Source organism: Kitasatospora sp. NPDC090091 (assembly GCF_044747365.1).
Taxonomy (GTDB): domain Bacteria; phylum Actinomycetota; class Actinomycetes; order Streptomycetales; family Streptomycetaceae; genus Kitasatospora.
Genome location: NZ_JBIVDY010000033.1, coordinates 30,560 through 47,768 on the forward strand (window position 1 = coordinate 30,560; position 17,209 = coordinate 47,768).

At 75.0% G+C, this 17,209-nt stretch carries 17 protein-coding genes; 9 read left to right on the plus strand and 8 right to left on the minus strand.

Annotation, left to right across the window (positions count from 1 at the left end; all coding sequences use genetic code 11):
* Positions 1 to 64: 64 nt before the first annotated feature.
* The 4 genes from ACIPSC_RS36260 to ACIPSC_RS36275 form a co-directional block, all read right to left on the minus strand.
* Positions 65 to 193 (minus strand): hypothetical protein, encoded by a 129-nt coding sequence (locus tag ACIPSC_RS36260; protein ID WP_400833619.1) that lies wholly within the window; start codon positions 191 to 193, stop codon positions 65 to 67.
* Complete coding sequence (locus tag ACIPSC_RS36265) at positions 193 to 1,380, minus strand: agmatine/peptidylarginine deiminase (RefSeq protein ID WP_400833770.1); 1,188 nt, start codon at positions 1,378 to 1,380, stop codon at positions 193 to 195. Before ACIPSC_RS36265 ends, ACIPSC_RS36260 begins: the two co-directional genes overlap by 1 nt.
* Before the next feature lie 198 nt (positions 1,381 to 1,578).
* Positions 1,579 to 2,706: an agmatine/peptidylarginine deiminase gene (locus tag ACIPSC_RS36270; RefSeq protein WP_400833625.1), complete on the minus strand. Its 1,128-nt coding sequence runs from the start codon at positions 2,704 to 2,706 to the stop codon at positions 1,579 to 1,581.
* A 313-nt stretch (positions 2,707 to 3,019) separates the two neighbouring features.
* Complete coding sequence (locus ACIPSC_RS36275; RefSeq protein ID WP_400833774.1) at positions 3,020 to 3,574, minus strand: TetR/AcrR family transcriptional regulator; 555 nt, start codon at positions 3,572 to 3,574, stop codon at positions 3,020 to 3,022.
* Positions 3,575 to 3,782: 208 nt separating this feature from the next.
* On the opposite strand from ACIPSC_RS36275, the gene ACIPSC_RS36280 reads away from it, so the two are divergent.
* The 4 genes from ACIPSC_RS36280 to ACIPSC_RS36295 all read left to right on the plus strand — a co-directional run bounded on the left by ACIPSC_RS36280 (position 3,783) and on the right by ACIPSC_RS36295 (position 8,870).
* Positions 3,783 to 5,477: a serine/threonine-protein kinase gene (locus tag ACIPSC_RS36280; protein ID WP_400833630.1), complete on the plus strand. Its 1,695-nt coding sequence runs from the start codon at positions 3,783 to 3,785 to the stop codon at positions 5,475 to 5,477.
* 213 nt (positions 5,478 to 5,690) lie between these two features.
* The gene (locus ACIPSC_RS36285) at positions 5,691 to 6,686 is read left to right on the plus strand and encodes a GlxA family transcriptional regulator (protein ID WP_400833635.1); all 996 of its coding nucleotides are present in this window, start codon (positions 5,691 to 5,693) and stop codon (positions 6,684 to 6,686) included.
* Positions 6,687 to 6,731: 45 nt separating this feature from the next.
* The gene (locus ACIPSC_RS36290; protein ID WP_400833640.1) at positions 6,732 to 7,529 is read left to right on the plus strand and encodes an MBL fold metallo-hydrolase; all 798 of its coding nucleotides are present in this window, start codon (positions 6,732 to 6,734) and stop codon (positions 7,527 to 7,529) included.
* A 369-nt stretch (positions 7,530 to 7,898) separates the two neighbouring features.
* A complete protein-coding gene (locus tag ACIPSC_RS36295) occupies positions 7,899 to 8,870 on the plus strand; it encodes an NAD(P)-dependent alcohol dehydrogenase (protein WP_400833643.1) in 972 nt (323 codons plus the stop codon).
* A 91-nt stretch (positions 8,871 to 8,961) separates the two neighbouring features.
* Here ACIPSC_RS36295 and ACIPSC_RS36300 read toward each other — a convergent pair whose 3' ends face one another.
* Together ACIPSC_RS36300 and ACIPSC_RS36305 are read right to left on the minus strand one after the other, a co-directional pair.
* Entirely contained in the window at positions 8,962 to 9,591 is a 630-nt protein-coding gene (locus ACIPSC_RS36300; RefSeq protein WP_400833650.1) for a hypothetical protein, read from the minus strand.
* Positions 9,592 to 9,697: 106 nt separating this feature from the next.
* Positions 9,698 to 10,696 carry a phospholipase gene (locus tag ACIPSC_RS36305; protein WP_400833654.1) on the minus strand — a complete coding sequence of 333 codons (999 nt, stop codon included), beginning with the start codon at positions 10,694 to 10,696 and terminating at the stop codon, positions 9,698 to 9,700.
* Positions 10,697 to 10,983: 287 nt separating this feature from the next.
* On the opposite strand from ACIPSC_RS36305, the gene ACIPSC_RS36310 reads away from it, so the two are divergent.
* The gene (locus tag ACIPSC_RS36310; RefSeq protein WP_400833661.1) at positions 10,984 to 11,376 is read left to right on the plus strand and encodes a hypothetical protein; all 393 of its coding nucleotides are present in this window, start codon (positions 10,984 to 10,986) and stop codon (positions 11,374 to 11,376) included.
* Positions 11,377 to 11,571: 195 nt separating this feature from the next.
* Here ACIPSC_RS36310 and ACIPSC_RS36315 read toward each other — a convergent pair whose 3' ends face one another.
* The gene (locus ACIPSC_RS36315; RefSeq protein ID WP_400833668.1) at positions 11,572 to 12,351 is read right to left on the minus strand and encodes a class I SAM-dependent methyltransferase; all 780 of its coding nucleotides are present in this window, start codon (positions 12,349 to 12,351) and stop codon (positions 11,572 to 11,574) included.
* 220 nt (positions 12,352 to 12,571) lie between these two features.
* Between ACIPSC_RS36315 and ACIPSC_RS36320 the strand changes: the two genes are divergently transcribed.
* Positions 12,572 to 13,771 carry an enoyl-[acyl-carrier-protein] reductase FabV gene (locus tag ACIPSC_RS36320; protein ID WP_400833671.1) on the plus strand — a complete coding sequence of 400 codons (1,200 nt, stop codon included), beginning with the start codon at positions 12,572 to 12,574 and terminating at the stop codon, positions 13,769 to 13,771.
* A 59-nt stretch (positions 13,772 to 13,830) separates the two neighbouring features.
* Here the strand turns inward: ACIPSC_RS36320 and ACIPSC_RS36325 are convergent, their stop codons facing one another.
* On the minus strand, positions 13,831 to 14,814 hold the full coding sequence (locus ACIPSC_RS36325; protein WP_400833678.1) for a helix-turn-helix transcriptional regulator: 984 nt from the start codon (positions 14,812 to 14,814) through the stop codon (positions 13,831 to 13,833).
* 354 nt (positions 14,815 to 15,168) lie between these two features.
* On the opposite strand from ACIPSC_RS36325, the gene ACIPSC_RS36330 reads away from it, so the two are divergent.
* The 3 genes from ACIPSC_RS36330 to ACIPSC_RS36340 all read left to right on the plus strand — a co-directional run bounded on the left by ACIPSC_RS36330 (position 15,169) and on the right by ACIPSC_RS36340 (position 17,094).
* Positions 15,169 to 15,432 carry a hypothetical protein gene (locus ACIPSC_RS36330; protein WP_400833682.1) on the plus strand — a complete coding sequence of 88 codons (264 nt, stop codon included), beginning with the start codon at positions 15,169 to 15,171 and terminating at the stop codon, positions 15,430 to 15,432.
* Positions 15,433 to 15,642: 210 nt separating this feature from the next.
* Positions 15,643 to 15,885: a hypothetical protein gene (locus tag ACIPSC_RS36335; RefSeq protein ID WP_400833685.1), complete on the plus strand. Its 243-nt coding sequence runs from the start codon at positions 15,643 to 15,645 to the stop codon at positions 15,883 to 15,885.
* Positions 15,886 to 16,056: 171 nt separating this feature from the next.
* Positions 16,057 to 17,094: a BTAD domain-containing putative transcriptional regulator gene (locus ACIPSC_RS36340; RefSeq protein WP_400833693.1), complete on the plus strand. Its 1,038-nt coding sequence runs from the start codon at positions 16,057 to 16,059 to the stop codon at positions 17,092 to 17,094.
* Positions 17,095 to 17,209 lie beyond the last annotated feature (115 nt).

Consider the following 17,209-nt stretch of genomic DNA (forward strand, 5'->3'; position numbering starts at 1 on the left):
CGCTCCTTCGAGCGGCCCGAAGGCCCAAGTCGCTTGCGGGCGGGCCGGGTTCGGTGCCCGCCCGCTACCGGAAGCAGAGCCGGCCGAGCGAGACGCTGTCGGCCGGTTCGGAGTGCAGCGGTTCGCCGTCCAGCGAGACCGGCCCGGTGCCGCCGTGCACCTCGACCAGGCCGGTGCGGGCGTTGCGCACCATCAGGATTCGGGCGTGCCGGGCTGGTCGTGGGTCGAGCAGTGGATCCCCCCGCCGCCGGAGGCGATGTTGTCGATCGTCACCGGGACGATGTCGCGGCCGGGGAAGTGGTCGCGCAGGATCTGCCGGGCCCGGTCGTCGGCCCTGGCGTCGCCGAACCGCGGCAGGAACAGGGCCTTGTTGGCGACGTAGAAGTTGATGTACGAGGAGACGAAGGCGTCGCCGCGCCCGTTGATCCGGTCCGGGTCGGGCTGCGGCAGGTCGATCACCCGCAGCGGGCGGTCGTGGGCGTCGGTCGCGTTCTTCAGCACCTCACGGGCCTGGGCGGCCGAGCGCGACCAGACGTCGGCGGGCGCCCCGGGGAACGGCTGGTCGAGCAGGACGACCCCGGGGGCCGCGAACCGGACCAGGCAGTCCACGTGCGCGTCGGTGATGTCCTGGTCCCGTACGCCCGCGAACCAGATCACCTTGGTGACGCCGAGCGCCTTCTTGAGCTCGGCCTCGATCTCGTCCCGGCTCCGGCCGGGGTTTCGGCGCTGGTTGACCACCGAGCTCTCGGTGACCAGCAGCGTCCCCTCCCCGTCGGTCTCGAAGGACCCGCCCTCCGCGACCACCGGCGTGCGGACCCGCTCGACCCGGTACCTCCCGAGGACGGCGGCGGCCAGCGCGGAGTCGTTGCCGTGCTCCTTCTGCTTGTTGCCCCAGCCGTTGAAGTTGAAGTCGACGCCCTTGAGCGTTCCGCCGTCCTCGACGAAGACGGGCACGGTGTCGCGGGCCCACAGGTCGTCGACGGCCAGCGGGACGACCTCGACGTCCTTGCCGCAGGCGTTCTGCGCCGCGTCCGCCTGCGCCGGCCGGGCGAACATCACGACCGGCTCGTAGCCGGCGACGGCGCGGGCCAGGCGCGCGATGTCGCCGCGCACGTCGGGGAGTTGGTCGCCCCAGATGCCGGTGGACGCCGGCCAGGACATGAAGGTCCGGGCATGGCTCTCCCACTCCGCGCCGAACCGCCGTCCGGCCGCCGGCCCCGTCCCACCGGGGGACGGCGGGGCCGAGGTGCCCGGTGCGGACGTGCCCGGCGCGGACGGCGTGGCCGACCCGGAGGGAAGCACCTCGTCGGCCTCGTCGGAGGGGGCACAGGCTGTGGCGCCGAGGGTGAGCAGGCCGGCGCCGGCCACGGCGCGCAACATCGTGCGGCGGGACGGGGTGGCTTGGGCGGCAGAGAACCAGGAGGAGGGGTTGGTCACGGGACACTCCGGCTGAACGAGGGTGTGCGGGACGTGCGTGAGCGGGGGTGGTACCGCCCCGGTGGGGCCACGGTGCGTGGAGGCAGGGGTGCGCGGGTGCGGGGAGCGCGGGGCTCGGGGCTCGGGGGGCGGGAACAGCCGCTACGGCAGCGGTTCCTGCATCGTCGAGCAGTGGATGCCGCCGCCCCCGGCCATCAGGCGGTCTACGTCGAGCTGGACGACCTCGCGGCCGGGGAAGGCGGCGGCGAGGGTGCGGCGGGCCGCCTCGTCCTTGGCCGCGTCGCCGAACTGGGCCGTGATCACACCGCCGTTGACCACGTGGAAGTTGAGGTAGGAATCGACGAACTTCGGATCGCGGGAGCGGACGGTGTCGGGGCCGTCCACCCGGATCACCTGGAGCCGGCGGCCCCGGGCGTCGGTGGCGCGGGAGAGGATGTCGAACTGCTCGCGGGCGTCGCGGGCCCAGACGTCCTTGCGGTCCGCCGGGGGCAGCTGCACCAGGACCACACCGGGCCGGACGAACCGCGACGTGACGTCGATGTGGTCGTCGGTGATGTCCTTGCCCCTGATCCCGGGGACCCAGATCAGCTTGTCCGCGCCGTACGCGTCGAGGACGGCCTCCTCGATCTCGTCCCGGCTCATACCGCGGTTGCGGTTCTTGTTGACCAGGCTGCTCTCGGTCGCCAGCAGGGTGCCGTCACCGTCCGTCTCGACCGATCCGCCCTCGCCGACGAACTCCGCGCAGGAGAAGGGGAGTCCGAGCAGCCCGGCGATGCCGCGCGCGGCCTCGGAGTCGTCACGGTGGGTCTGCTTGCCGCCCCAGCCGTTGAAGTTGAGGCCGACCGCGTCGAGCCGCCCGTAGCCGTCCCGCCGGAACACCGGGGCGATGTCCCGCATCCACAGGTCGTCGGTGGGGACAGCGTCGGTCACGGTGACGGACGGACCGCACAGGGCCTGCGCCTCGCGGACGCTGTAGCCGTCCGGGGCGCACACGGTGACCGGTTCGAAGCGGGCGATCGTGCGGGCGATCAGGGCGATGTCCTGCTGGACGCCGCCCAGCTGCCGTCCCCAGACGGACTTGCGGGAGGGCCAGGACATCCAGGTGCGGGCGTGCGGGACGTCGTCGCGGTCCACCCACCACTGCGGGAGGTCGTGCCCGCGGAGCTCGTCCTCCTGGTCGCGCCGCTGCCCGCGCTCCGTCGCACGCGGCGACGGGGCGCCGAAGAGGCGGCCCAGGAGGGAGCGGCTGTCACCGTGGGTGTTGCTCATACGGATCTCCAGAATCGAGTATCGCCCACCGGTGGACCGGCGGCTCCGCGTGCCCCACTGTGACACTGACTGAATTTTCAGTCAAACCCTTGATCGCAGGTCCGGGCCTTCCACCACGCGCCTGTGCACCGCCGGACACCCCGCGCCCGGCACCGGCCGCGCCGACGGAAGGGCCCCGGTCTTGTCGGGCGAATTCGAGGGGCCGGTGTCGCGGTGCGCGGGTGCGCGGGTGCGCCGGTGCGGCGCGGGGCGCGGGTGCGCCGGTGCGCCGGTGCGGCGCGGGGTGCGGCCGGCGGAGAGGTCGCCGGGCGGCTCAGCTGCGCAGCCGCTCCAGCTCGCCCTCGATCGCGCCCACCATCAGCTCGCGCGCGTGCTCCACCGGCAGGCTGCCGCTGAGCCAGCGGACGCTCAGCCCCTCCAGCAGGGCGGTCAGCCGCTCCGCGGAGGCTGCGAGGGCGGCGGCCCCGTTCATCGGCCGCACCCTGCCGAGCAGGTCGGCCACCTCCTGCACCCAGCCGAGCGTGGCCCTGGCCAGGTCTTCCCGCAGGTCGGTCTCGAAGACCGCGCTCGCCCGCAGTTCGCCCCAGGCCGTGCTGTTCTCCCGCACCTCGGGGGTGTCCTGGAACTCCAGCAGCAGCGTCTGCTCCAGCTCGCCGCGCGCGTCCAGCGGCGGCGCGTCCGCGGCGCGCTCGGTCGTGTAGCGCTCGGCCCGGTCGTTGATGAACTCCAGCGTGGAGCGGAGGATGCCCGCGCGGTCCTTGAAGTGGTAGTAGATCAGCGCGGTGGACACCCCGGCCTCCGCGGCCAGCTCCTCCACCCGCAGCCCGCGGACACCGCGCCGGGCGATCACCCGCGCGGCCGCTTCCATGATCAAGGTTCGACGGTCAGCCACAAGGGATCACCTTACCCGGCCGGCCGTCCCGGACGGCCTCGCGGGGGCAAACCTGACTGAATCTCCAGTCGGGGCTATGATCCGGTGCGACTCCGGACGCCGGTGCACCCGCGAGCCCGCCCGGCCCGCCACCCGTGCCACCGCACCCCCTCCGTCCCGACCGTTCGACCCGCTGGGAGCCACCATGTCCGCAGAGCCCTTCGGCGCCCCCGCCTCCTCGGCCTTCCAGACGCTCTCCCCCGACGACCCCGGCGAGATCGGCGGCTACCGCCTCTGCGCGCGGCTCGGCGCGGGCGGCATGGGTCGCGTCTACCTCGCCTACACCCCCGGCGGGCGACCGGTCGCGCTCAAGGCGATCCGGCCCGAGCTCGCCGAGGACCAGGAGTTCCGGCACCGCTTCGCGCAGGAGGTCGCCAGCGCCCGGCGCATCCACGGCCTGTACACCGCCCAGGTCGTCGACGCCGACACCGAGGCCGCCACCCCGTGGCTCGCCACCGCCTACGTGCCCGGCCCGTCCCTCCACCAGGTCGTCCAGCACTTCGGTCCGTTGCCCGAGCGGACCGTCCTGCTGCTGCTCGCCGGCATCGCGGAGGCGCTGCAGGCGATCCACGCCGCGGGCGTCGTCCACCGCGACCTCAAGCCCGGCAACGTCCTCGTCGCCGCCGACGGCCCACGCGTCATCGACTTCGGCATCGCCCGGGCCGCCGACGCCAGCCCGCTCACCACCACCGGCCTGCGCATCGGCTCGCCGGGCTTCATGGCCCCTGAGCAGGCCCTCGGCCTGCCCGCCACCCCGGCCACCGACGTCTTCGCCCTGGGCGCGCTGATCGCCTACGTCGGCTCCGGTACCGCACCCTTCGGCGACGGCCCCGAGTCCGCCTCGCTGTACCGGGCGGTGCACGAGGAACCCGACCTCTCGCGTCTGCCGCACGGACTGCACGAGCTGGCACGGCACTGTCTGGCCAAGAACCCCGCGGACCGCCCGGACACCGGCCGGCTGATCGAGGCGGCCCGCCGCCACCCCGCCACCGGCGGCGAGCTCCGCTTCTCCGACGACTGGCTGCCCCGGCAGGTCAGCACCGAGCTGCACCGCCACACCGACCTGCCGACCACGCCTCCCCCGCCCGCCACCGCCCTCGACGCGGCGGTGGGCCCGGCCCTCGACGCGGCCCGGGCGGGAGCCGACGCCCCGACCGCCCGCGTCCGCCCCGCAGCGACGGCCGTCCTGCCGGAGCCGGAGCAGGTACCGCCGCGACCGGTCCCCGGCCGGCGCAGAGCGGCGGCCACCGCGCGCCGGAGCGCCCGCACCGCACTGCTGACCACCGTCGCCCTGCTGGTCGGCGCCGCGGCGGCCGTCGTCGTCCTCGACCCCGAGTACCTGGACGACCTCGACGACCAGACCGTCGCCGCCACCGGCAGCCTCCCCCCGACCACCGGCCCCGCCGGTCCCACCACGTCCGCCACCGCGGCGCCCGCAACGCCCCCGCAGCCGACCGGTGTCCCCGGCTACACGGTCGCCTTCACCGACGTCGACCTCACCTCCCCGGACCAGTACCACGAGTTCGACCTCAGGGCCGGCAAGGTGGTCCCGCAGGACACCGCCCCCTGGTACCTGGGCCGCCAGGCCGGCCGGTTCTACCTCCCCGAGGACAGCGACGCCCACATCTCCGCGACCGGCTCGCTCACCCTGGCCGACTGCCTCAAGGGCATCGAGACCCAGCCCGCCGCCACTCTCCCCTTCGCCCGGCTGCGCCCCGACCGCGCCTTCTGCGTCCGGGCCCCGGGCAGCCAGGACATCGCCGTCGTCCGCACCCTCGCCACCGCCGCCGACGACGGCCCGGTCCGGATCTCCGTCACCTCCTACCGCCGCTCCGCCTGACTGCCCGACCGCCTGACCGCCCCGAACGGCCGCCCGCCGCGGGGCGGTTGCACGTCGGCGGCACCGTGCGCCGGGTCCCGGGGCTCACGGCCCGGACGTCTCCGCCCGATCTTCGCCCGAGCCCCGCCCGGGGCGAACGGCCGACGGCCGATGGCCGAATCCGACAGAACCCCGTCATTGCGGACACCGCCGGGCCGGCGGAAGGATCGCCGTATGCCCGAACCGCGCACCGTCGTCATCGCCGCCTTCCCCGGCGTCGAACTGCTGGAGGTGACCGGCCCCGCCGAGGTGTTCTCGATCGCCTCACGCCTGGTGGCCGAGGACGCCCCGGCCTACCGTGTCGAGATCGCCGCCCCGCAGGCCGGCCCGCTGCCCACCGCAGCCGGGATCGAGCTGGTCGCGGCACGGTCGCTGACGGAGGTGGGCCCGGGCGTCGACACCCTCCTGGTGGCCGGCGCGATGACCGCCGCGGGCGGCCGGCACGAGGCGGTCGTCGATCCCGACGTCGTCGCGTGGCTGGCCACGGCGGCCCCGGCCGCGCGGCGCGTCGGCGGCGTGTGCGCGGGCGTCCACCTGCTGGCCGCGGCCGGGCTCCTCACCGGCCTGCCCGCGACCACGCACTGGCTCACCGCCGACCGACTGGCCGCGGAGTACCCGGACGTCGCGGTCGACCCCGAGCCGATCTTCATCCGCGCCGGCCGGACCTGGACCTGCGCCGGCGTGACCTCCGCCCTGGACCTCGCCCTCGCCATGGTGGCCGAGGACCTCGGCCCCGCGCTCGCCCTCGACGCCGCCCGCGCCATGGTCATGTACGTCAAGCGGCCCGGCGGCCAGAGCCAGTTCAGCGTGCCGCTCTCGCTCCAGAGCACGGCCGACGACCGGATCGACGAACTCCGCCGCTGGATCGACGGCAACCTCACCGCCCGGATCTCGGTCGAGACCATGGCCGCCCGCCTGCACCTGAGCGTCCGGCACTTCGCCCGCGTCTTCCGCGAGTGCACCGGCCGCACCCCCGCCGACTACCTGGAGGCGGTCCGGGTGGAGGCCGCCCGCCGCCTCCTGGAGGAGTCCGCGCACAGCCTGCCCGACATCGCGGCGGCCAGCGGAATCGGCTCGGTCGAGACGCTGCACCGGGCCTTCCGCCGTCGGCTGGGCACCACCCCGGCCGAGTACCGGCGCCGGTTCCACCCCCATCCGTCCGCCCGCTGAACCCACCGACCGTACCCGCGTCCCACCTGCCGGAGGAGTCTCCCGTTGTCCCGCACCGAGGTCGTCGCCCTGCCCGTCGTGGGCCGGCGAGCAGTCAACGCCCACCTGCTGCTCGGCCGCCACCCGATCATCGTCGACGCCGGAACCCCCGGCAGCGGCCGGCGGATCACCGAGCAGGTCGCCGCGCACGGCGTCGACCCGCGCGACGTCCGCCTCATCGTCGTCACCCACGGCCACCTCGACCACTTCGGCTCCGCCGCCGAACTGCGCCGGCTCACCGGCGCGCCGATCGCCGCGCACGCCGCCGACCTGGGCCCCTACCGCTCCGGACGCGGCCGCCTGCCGTACCTGCCCACCGGGCCGATGGGGCGGCTGATGGCCCGCAACCCGAAGCTCCACGAACCGGCCGAGCCGTTCGAGCCCGACATCGTCCTGCACGGAGAGACCGACGTCTCGGACTTCGGCGTGGACGGCCGCATCATCCCCACCCCCGGCCACACCGCCGGATCGGTCTCGCTCCTCACCGACGACGGGGATCTGGTGGCCGGCGACCTCATCGCCAACTCCTTCCTGGGCCTGATCCCGGGCCGCCCCGCCAACCCGCCCTTCCACGACGACCCGCTCGCCAACCTCGCCAGCCTCCGCGCGATGCTCGCCCTCAAGCCCGCCCGGCTCCACGTCGGCCACGGCATGCCGCTCGACCCGGTCCGGGCGGGCCGCTGGGCGCAGGCCGAGCAGCGCAGGCTCGACCGCCGGGCGGCGCGGGGCCGCCTGCGGTCGAGGCCCCGGGATCCGGACGGGGAGACCTCGCCGGGCGGGTCCCCGGTCCGCGGGGAGGCGTAGCGGACGAGGGCGCCGCCGTGGCGGCCGGAATCCGGACCCGCGAGGGCGAGCTCGACCTGGAAGGCTCCCTGGACCGGATGAGCCGACCCCGTAGTGCGGGGCGGAGGGCCGGCCGGCTCTCCGCCCCGGACGGACCGCACCCGCCATCAGGCCTCCGCGGCGGTCATCCGCCCGACGGCCCGGACGACCTGCCGCCGGGGAGCCGGCCGGGCGAGGGAGGCCGGCACCCGGTTCGCCCGCCCCACGATCACGCTGCCCGGGGTTGTCGACGGGGCGGTCCGCTTACGGCGGCTGATCCGGCGCGGGCCCGATCCGGCCGCGGCCCTGATCCACCGCGGCCTGCCGCGGGGCGCCGTAGGCTACCACGTCATGAGAGCCATGGCGCAGCGCAGTTGGAAGGCCGGCGAACGGTTGCAGCTCGTGGAGCTGCCCACACCCGAGCCGCGCAAGGGAGAGGTCCGGGTCGGCGTCCGGGCGGTCGGGGTGAACCCGGTCGACTGGAAGATGCGCAGCTACGGTCCGCTCCGGCTGGCCGCCCGGGTGCTGGGGCCGAGGCCGCCGGTGGTCGTGGGGGTGGACTTCGCCGGGGTGGTCGACGCGGTCGGTCCGGGGGTCACGGGCTTCTCGCCCGGCGACCGGGTGGTGGGCGGGACCGACTTCTCCCGGCGGCAGCGCGGCTCGTACGCCGACACGGTGGTGGTGCGCGCGGACCAGCTCTGCACCGTCCCGGACTCGGTCGACCTCACCGTGGCCGCCGCCCTCCCGGTGAGCGGGGTGACCGCCCGGATGGCGGTGGTGGACCTGGGCCGGATCCGCCGGGCGCAGCCGGCCGAGCGCCGGGTGCTGGTCCTGGGCGCCTCCGGGGCCGTGGGCCAACTCGCCGTGCAGATCGCCAAGTCGGAGGGCGCCTTCACGGTCGGCGTCTGTTCGGCGCGGAACGCGGAGCTGGTCGGCGGTCTGGGCGCCGATGCGGTGATCGACTACGGATCGGGGGACGCGCTGGCGCAGGCCCGCGCCCACGGCCCCTTCCACCTCGTCGTCGACTGCGTCGGCAGCTACCCCGGCGCCGGCTGCCGGGCGCTGCTGTCCGCGCAGGGCCGCCACATCATGGTGGCGGGCGACGACCCGGCCTCCCTCCTGCAGCTGCTCGTCGCGCCGGGGCGCTCCCGGAGCATCCTCGGCAGGCCCACCGGCCGGCGGCTGGAGCCGCTGGTGGCCGCTGTGGCCGACGGCAGCCTCCGGGTCTCCCTCGCGCAGACCCTGCCGCTCGCCGAGGCCGAGGAGGCGCACCGGCTCAGCCGGAGCGGCCGGATGACGGGCAAGCTGATCCTGCTGCCCTGAGGCCCCCCCGCCGGGCCCGTCAGGCGCGGTGGGCCCGGCGGACGCCGTCGGCCCGTCGGACGCCGCGGGCCCGTCAGGCGCCGTGGACCCGTCAGGCGCCGTGGGCCAGTCGGCGGCCCTGCTCCAGGAAGGCCGTGAGGCCGCCGACGTCGCCGAGTTCGCGGATCGTCCGGGCTGCCCCGAACGGCGCGTTCCAGAACCCGCCCTGCTGCGGCGGGGTGTGCGGGCCGACGTAGGCGTAGGGCTCGGGCTGGAAGGCGTCGCCCGGCGAGATGCCGTAGTTCACCTCGTCGGCGGTCACCCCGATGTCGAAGTGTTCGGGCCAGATGACCGGGTCCGCGCCCGCGAACAGCCCGCGGAGCGCGGCGTCGCCGAGCGCGAAGCAGTCCGCGATCCGGCGGGCGGCGGACGGGTCCGCCTCCACCGCGTCGTCGGGCGCGACGCCCGGGCCGTCGTGGTACAGCCCGGCGGGAGCGCCGACCGCCGACCCGAGGGCCGCGCCGAGCTCGGTGCAGGTGGTCCGTTCGAGGGAGAGCACCCGCCCGGGCGCGACCAGCTCCGCGCCGACGACCCGCAGCTCCGGCTCGACGACGGTGGCGAAGCCGCCCGGGCAGGCGCGCAGCCGGATCGTGCCGGCGGCCCGGTACTGCGGCCCGGCGAGGACCAGCTCCGCCACCGCGTGCAGGGCCCGGCGAGTGCGTACGAGCGTCTCGGTGTCCATGGGGGCATGGTCCCAGAAGCCCGGGCAGCCGGCCCGGGGATCCGCCACCCCAGCGGGAGGCGGACGGCCCGCGGGCGCGGCGCAGCCAAACGGGCCCGGGGTGCCGCTACCTGAACAGGCGGTCACCGCCGGTGGCCATGCGGTGGGTGCCGCTGTGGCGGTTCACCCAGTCGCGGACGAGGTTGACGGCGTTGGCGCACTGCCAGCTGTTGTCGTACTCGCGCACGCCGGTGAAGGCGCCGTAGCCCGCGATGATGCCGTCCACGCGCGCATCGCCCAGCAGCTTGTCGACGTACCACGGGTCGTTGTAGGTGGTCGTCCAGGAGAGCGTGGCCGCGAGCTGGCCGGCGGCACGGTCGCCGGCGCCCTTCTTCAGCTCCGCGCAGGTGTTGTAGGTGGCCTCCGTGCAGTTGCCGAAGCCCTTGGTGATGTCGCTGTCGCCGTAGTCCATCACCCGGTGGCCGGCCGGGAAGCCGGAGCCGGACCGGTTGAAGGCGTTGCGGACCTGGTCGCGGGTCCCGGTGGTGGTGATGCCCTCCAGGGGGCCGAGCCTGCCCTCCAGGCTCTTCCAGCCCCGGCCGCCGACGTCCGGGGTGTTGCCGCCGTGGTACTCGTAGAAGCCGTAGAGCACCTGGATCCCGGCGGCCGTCAGCCGCTGCGCCTTGTCGCGCAGGCCGGCGACGCTGCATCCGCGGTTCTGCTGCTCGCCGCAGTAGTTCGGGTCCTTGATGTCCAGCCAGACCAGTGCGAGCCGGCGCCCCGCGTTGGCGTTGGACACGATGCGGTCGATCATGCTGTCGAAGCTGGGGCCCAGCCGGTTGTCACCGGCCGAGGAGCAGTCGTGGTAGGCGCGCCATTCGTTCGGGTTCCACCAGGCGCAGACGTCGATCTCGATGCTGTTCGCGCCGTGGTTGAGGGCGGCGTCCACGCCGTCCAGGGTGTCGACCCGGTGCGCGATGGCGTAGATCGGGTGGCGCTGGTCGGCGGCGGCCGCGGCGGCCGGGGTCGCACCGGCCGCGCCGGTGCCGATGATCCCGCACAGCGCCGCCACCAGCGCCGGCAACGTCCGGGCGCGGCCGGTGGCGCGCCTGAGATGAGAGGTCACGGAAGACACTCCTTCTTGTCGGTGTGCTGACAGGGAGCCTCGATCTCACCAACGGTAGGTTGACGTCCGATAAACGGACTCGAAACCCGGACGAGGACGGCTCGGGCTCGCACGGGCCCGGCGTCCCGGGTCCGGCGTCCCGGGTCCGGCGATTGACCCGACCGGCCCCGACCGGCCCGGCCGACACGCCACGGGCGGCGGACCATCGTCCGCCACCCCGGGGAGCTCCGCCTACTGTCACCTTCGCCCGAACGGGAACATCTACGGACAGAAGTGGAGAAATCGCCATGAACCGTCACATCGCCCGGATGCTGGCCCTGCTCGCCGCCGCCGGCCTCGCCGCCGTACCGACCGCCGCGAGCGCCGAGGTCGTCTCCGGCGGCAACCACGGGACGATCATCGTCGGCGACGGCAACCAGGTCGCCGGCTACGACATCATCAACGCCGGCCACGACGCCACCGTCGGCTCCGGCAACGGGTCGAACGGGGTCGCCGGCTCCGCCACGGACGCCGCCCAGGCCGCGGGCGGCAACTACGGGACGATCATCGTCGGCGACGGGAACCAGGTCGCCGGGGACGACATCATCAACGCCGCCAACGACGCCACCGTCGGCTCCTACAACGGCGCGGCCGGCATGGCGGCGATCCTCACCACCGCGCTCAAGCCGATCACGGGCTGAGGCACCCGCCCGCGGCCGCACCGCGGGCCGGTGCGCAGGACCTCGCCTGCGCACCGGCCCGCGGTAGCGGCTCTCCTTCTCTCAACCAGCCGACCGGCGCGGCCCGTTGACGCCGCCCGGCCGCTGCGCGCGCGGCCGCCGGGCAACCGCGGCCGGGCGACGGCGGCCCGCCAACCGCGGCCCGGGCCCGGCACGTCAGAGCCGCCGGACGCGCAGCACCCCGGTCAGCATCGGCAGCGTGAACTCACCCCGGGCGGTCTCCGGCCGGCCCGCGAGGAAGGCGCGGATCCGCCCGAGCAGGGCCCCCTGCTCCGGTTCCGGCATCACCAGCACCCCCGCACGCGTGGCGAGAGTCGCGACGAGGGAGTCGGCGGTGCGCCGCTGCCCGTGCGGGAACCCGGCCTGCTCCGGCGCCCCGAACCGGGCCGGCCCGCCGTCCTTCGGAAGGTGCATCCCGGCCGTCTCGGCGCGCCAGCTCGCGGGCGTGTCCCGCGGCCCGACGGCCGCACTCCCGCTCACCTGCGCGAGCCCGGCCACCCAGTCGACCTGGTCGTCCATCAGGTTCCAGAGGCCGGCCAGGACGCCGCCGGGGGCGAGGACCCTGGCGAGCTCCGGTCCCGCGACGGCCATGTCGAACCAGTGCATGGCGTTGCCGGCCAGCACAGCGTCGACGGAGCCGTCCGGCAGCGGGATCGCCTCCGCGCTGCCCGACAGGGCGCGGACGGACGGCAGCGAGCGGCGCAGCTCGGCCAGCATCCCCGGGTCGGGCTCGACGGCGATGACCTCGGCGCCCAGTGCGACCAGCGTGGCGGTCAACTTGCCGGTCCCGGCCCCGAGGTCGAGCACGCGCGGGCCGGGCGCGGGCGCAAGCGCCCAGCGCACCGCCGCCTGGGCGTAGTCCGGACGGTGCTCGGCGTAGGCGACGGCCGCCGCGCCGAACGACGAGGCGTGGAGTAACCGTTCATTCGTGTCCATGCGGTCACGCTACCGAGCCCGCCCGGCCCTGTGAGGCGGTTGGGCAAACCGTCGTGACGACACCTCAGGCGCGAGGAGGAGATCAACAAGATTTCCGGGCAGAGCCTGGCGAAGATCGCCACGTCCCGCTCCGGACCGGCCGGACAGGATGGTGTCCGGCCGGCCCACTGCCGGTGGCGCACGCCCTCACCGGGGCGACGGCTCCCAGCGAAGGAAACCGATGACTCTCCGCCAGATCAAGCCCGGCAACCGCGGCTTCCTCTACGTCAACTCCCACCCCGAGGGCTGCGCCGCCGTCGTGGACGAGCTGTGGCAGCAGACCCCCGCACCCGCCGGCCCGCGCACCGCGCCGGGGCCGGTCGCCCTGATCATCGGCTCCAGCGCCGGTTACGGCCTCGCCGCCACCGTCGCCGCGCTGCGCACCCACGGGATGCGCGGGCTCGGGATCGCCTTCGAGGCCCCCGAGACGGAGCGCCGGACCGCCTCCGGCGGCTGGTACCGGACGGCCCGCACCGCGGCGCTCGCCGGACCGGACGGCGATTTCGCCTTCCTCAACGCGGACGCCTTCTCGGACGCGGCCAAGGAGCAGGCGCTGGACCACCTCGCCGCCCGGTACGGCAGGGTCGACTTCCTCGTCTACAGCGTCGCCGCGCCCCGCCGCACCGACCCCGTCACCGGCGAGGTCCACCACTCGGTGATCAAGCCCCTGGGGTCCGCCTACCGGGCCAAGACCCTGCAGTTCGACGGCGACGCCCCGCTGGTCGGCTCCCTGGAGCTCGACCCGGCCGCCGAGGCGGAGCGGGACGCGACCGTGCAGGTCATGGGCGGCGCCGACTGGAAGCTCTGGGTCGACGCCCTGACGGACCGCGGCCTCGTCCACCCCGGCTTCCACACGGTGGCGCTGACCTACGTGGGCTCGGACCTGACCGCGCCGATCTACCGGGCCGGCACCATCGGCGCGGCCAAGCAGCACCTGGAGGACACCGCGCGCCGCCTCCAGCAGGACCTGGCCCCGGTCGGCGGACAGGCCCACACCGTGGTCGCGGGCGCGGCCGTCACCCAGGCGTCGACGGCCATCCCGTCCATCGCCCTCTACACCAGCCTCCTCCGCGCCGAACTCGGTGACGGCTTCCGGAGCACCGCCCAGCAGGCCACCGCCCTGTGGCAGCAGCTCACCGGCGCGGCGCCGCTCCAGCTCGACGGGCAGCAGCGGATCCGCCTGGACGGCTGGGAGATGGACGAGAAGGTCCAGGCCGCCGTCCACGAGCGCTGGGCCGCCGCGACCACCGACACGCTGACCGGACTCGCGGACACCGACTGGTTCCGGGCGCAGGTGGGCCGGCTCTACGGGTGGCACGTCCCCGGGACCGACTACGACGCCCCGGTCCGGACCACCGTCCCCTGGCCGTCCGCAGGCTGAGCCGGTCCGCGGCCCGTCCGCGCCGGGAAGCAGCGGGGGCGGGCGGGCCCGGCGGCCCGTCAGAGGAGGCCGCGCTCGGTCACCCGCTGGCCGAGCTGGAACCGGCTCTGGGCACCGAGCTGGTCCATCAGGTCGGTGATCATCCGGCGCTCGGTCCGGAGGGAGACACCGAGGCGGCGGGCGGCGGCCTCGTCGGTGAGGCCGGCGGAGAGCAGACGGAGCAGTTCGCGCTGCTGCGGGGTGATCTCGCCGGCCGGGGTGACGGGGGCGGCGCCGAGCACCTCGGACTGCTCCCAGATCTGGTCGAAGAGCGCGCACAGGCCGGCGACGGCGCCGAGTTCGCGGATCACGGCGACGCCCTTGGTCAGGTCGTCGGGATCGAGGGGGACCATCGCGACCTCGCGGTCCACGATCTGCATCCGCATCGGCAGGACGCTGGTGGTGCGGGTCTCGCCGCCCTGCGCGGCCAGCCAGTTGGCGTGCTCGACGCTGCCCGGGTCGTTGCGGATGCTGCTCAGGTAGACGGTCCTCACCTTGACCCCGCGGTCCAGCAGCGCCTGCGTGATCGGGCGGCTGGCCTCGCGGTTCTCCGGGGTCTGCTTGCCGCCGGGGGCGAAGGACATCGTCTCGCGGCCGGCCTGGGCGCCCAACTCCTCCAGGCGGGCCCGGATCTCGTCCAGGCCCGTCAGGTGTTCGACGCCTCCGGAGCCCTCCTCGGGCCGCAGCATGGAGTACTCGGCGACCAGCCCGGCGATCGCGGCCCGGCTGGACTCGACCTCGTGCTGCTTGCGCGCGACCTCGGCCTGCCGGCGGGCGATCAGCGCCTCGAAGGCGACCTTGGGGCTGACCGTGCGCATCACCCCGCCGCCCTCCCAGGACGGGCGGATCAGCTCGTGGTCGGCCAGCTCGTCCATCGCGGCGCGGACGGCCGTCTCCGCCCAGGCGAGCGACTCGGCGATGCGGACCACGCCCCAGTCCGGCTGACTCAGCATGAGGCGGTAGACGGTCTCGGCCTCGCGCGTGAGTCCCAGCGTGGTCAGCATTCGATCGGCCCCCTGACGTGAAACGAGCTGCGTCGCGACCAGGAATCGGTTCGCGCACGTACGGCGATGGACACAGAGCCCCGGCATGCACATCTGAGCAGGTCCAGGTCAGAAAATACCACCGTCGCCGAAAGCCCAGGCACCCGCCGATCAGCCGGTGTTCGGTGCCACCACAGAGGGACGGAACCGGACGCGAACACACCGGAAGCGGACCGGGACCGGACGACGGCCGACGGTCGCAGAACGGGATCGATCACAGGAAATCGGACTTTCGGGCTGGCACAGGCAGGCCATGGCAAGAACGTGCCCGCCCGGGCCCGCCTGTCGGCGCCCGACTTCCACCATCGTGGCTGCGTGCATGTCGTTCACTTCACCATGACCCGCCCCCGCGACGCGCCGGTTCCGGCCGACGGCGCGGTGGCCACCGCGCTGCGCGCCGCCGCCCACCTCCACCGCGGCCCGGAGCACATCCGCGTGCACGGCTCGCGCGCCGGCGCGCGCGGCGTGATGTTCGTGATCGCACCGTGCCCGGACACCGCGCGCGCCCTCTGCCTGACCGTCTGTGCCCAGGCGATCGCCGGGACCCCCGAACTGACCGGGTGGTTCGTGGACGTCTGACCGTCGCGGCACCCCCGGCACGATCCGGCCGCGGCCGCTGACACAGATATGCCAGCGACAACTTGTGTCACCCGAGAGCAGGGACAACCGGCTTGCGGGCCGGGCAGAATCGAAGTGTCGAAGCGCGGCGAGCAGCACTGGCACCGACCGCCGCCCCGCCGATCACCCACACCACACGACCGGGCATCCCCATGCCCGAAAGGAGCCACCATGTCCGCCCTGAAGTTCCGTCTCGTCTCCGCCCTCGCCGCCGCCACCGTGGTCCTGGCCGCCGCCGCCGGGCTCGCCGCCGGTACCGGGACCGCGGCGCCGGACCGCACCACCACCGTCGCCGGCCAGGAGCCGGCCACGTCGACCACGTCGACCGGCACCGCGACCAACACCACCAGCGCCACCAACACGGGCGCCCAGCACCACAACGCGGACACGAACGACATGGGCTGGCAGTGGTGAACCGGCGCCGGGCCGCCCGGCACCACCGTCCGGCCGGCCCGGACCCGCGCCACCCCGGCTCCGACCGACCCTGACCGGACCCGGCTTCCCCGGCGCGGCCCTGACCCCGCACCAGATCCCACAACTGCGTCCGAGCCGCCACGCGACGGCCCCGGCTCGGCGGAGGCTGCCATGACCACTCCTCTCCTTCCGCCCACCCACCCGGCCGGCCTCAGCTTCGAACTGCTGGGTGAAGTCCGGGGCTGGCGGGACGGCATCGAACTCCCGCTCGGAGCGCCCCGCCAGCGCGCCCTGCTCGCCGTCCTGCTGCTGCGCGCCGGCTCGCCCGTCGGCCGCGACCACCTGATCGACGGGATCTGGGGCGACGCCACCGTGGCGGACGGCGCCAACCTGGTGCAGGCGTACGTCTCCAAGCTGCGCAGGCTCTTCGAACCCGACCGCGCACCGCGCACCACCGGCGGCGTGCTCACCCGGATCGGCGCCTCCTACCGGCTCTCCGTCGGCCCCCACCAGTGCGACCTCGGCCGCTTCGAGCGGTCGGTGGCCGATGCCCGGGCGCTGCGCTCGGCCGGGCAGCCCGAGGCCGCCGAACGGACCCTCGCCGCCGCCCTGGACTCCTGGTCCGGCCCCGCACTCACCGGAGTCAGCGGGCCGCTGCTCGACGTCGAACGCACCCGGCTCGCCGAACTGCGCCTCGCCGTGGTCGAGGAGCACGCCGAGCTGGCGCTCCAACTCGGCGGCCACGCCTGGCTGGTGCCCCACCTGCTCGTCCTCACCACCGAGCACCCGTACCGCGAGCGGCTCTGGACCCTGCTCATGGTCGCGCTCTACCGGGGCAGCCGGCAGGCCGACGCCCTGGCCGCGTACCAGCGGGCCCGGCACACCCTGACGGAGAACCTCGGCCTGCTGCCGGGGCCGGAGCTGCGCAGCATCGAGGAGGCGATCCTCGCCGGACGCCCCGACCCGCTCGTACTGGCCCGCCCCGCCGTCCCGCTCTCCCTCGCCCACCCCGCCACCCCGGTCGAGCCTGGCGCCGACCCTGCCCCGGGCCATGACGTACCGGCAGCAGCGACGGCGGCGCTCCGCACGGAGCCGGGGGTCGGGCGCCCGCACCTCGCCCTGGTCGGCACGACGCCGGCCACCGTGCCCGCACCGCGCGCAGCCGCACGCGGACCCTGGGCCGACGGCCCGACCCGCCTGGCCCGCTGACACGGCGGACCGGCGCCCCACCGGTCCGCCCCGTCCCCGGTGCGGTCAGGGACGCAGGACCGTGAACTCCCCGCGACCGCACGTCGGCTCGACCGGCATCCGCGGCGCCCGGCCC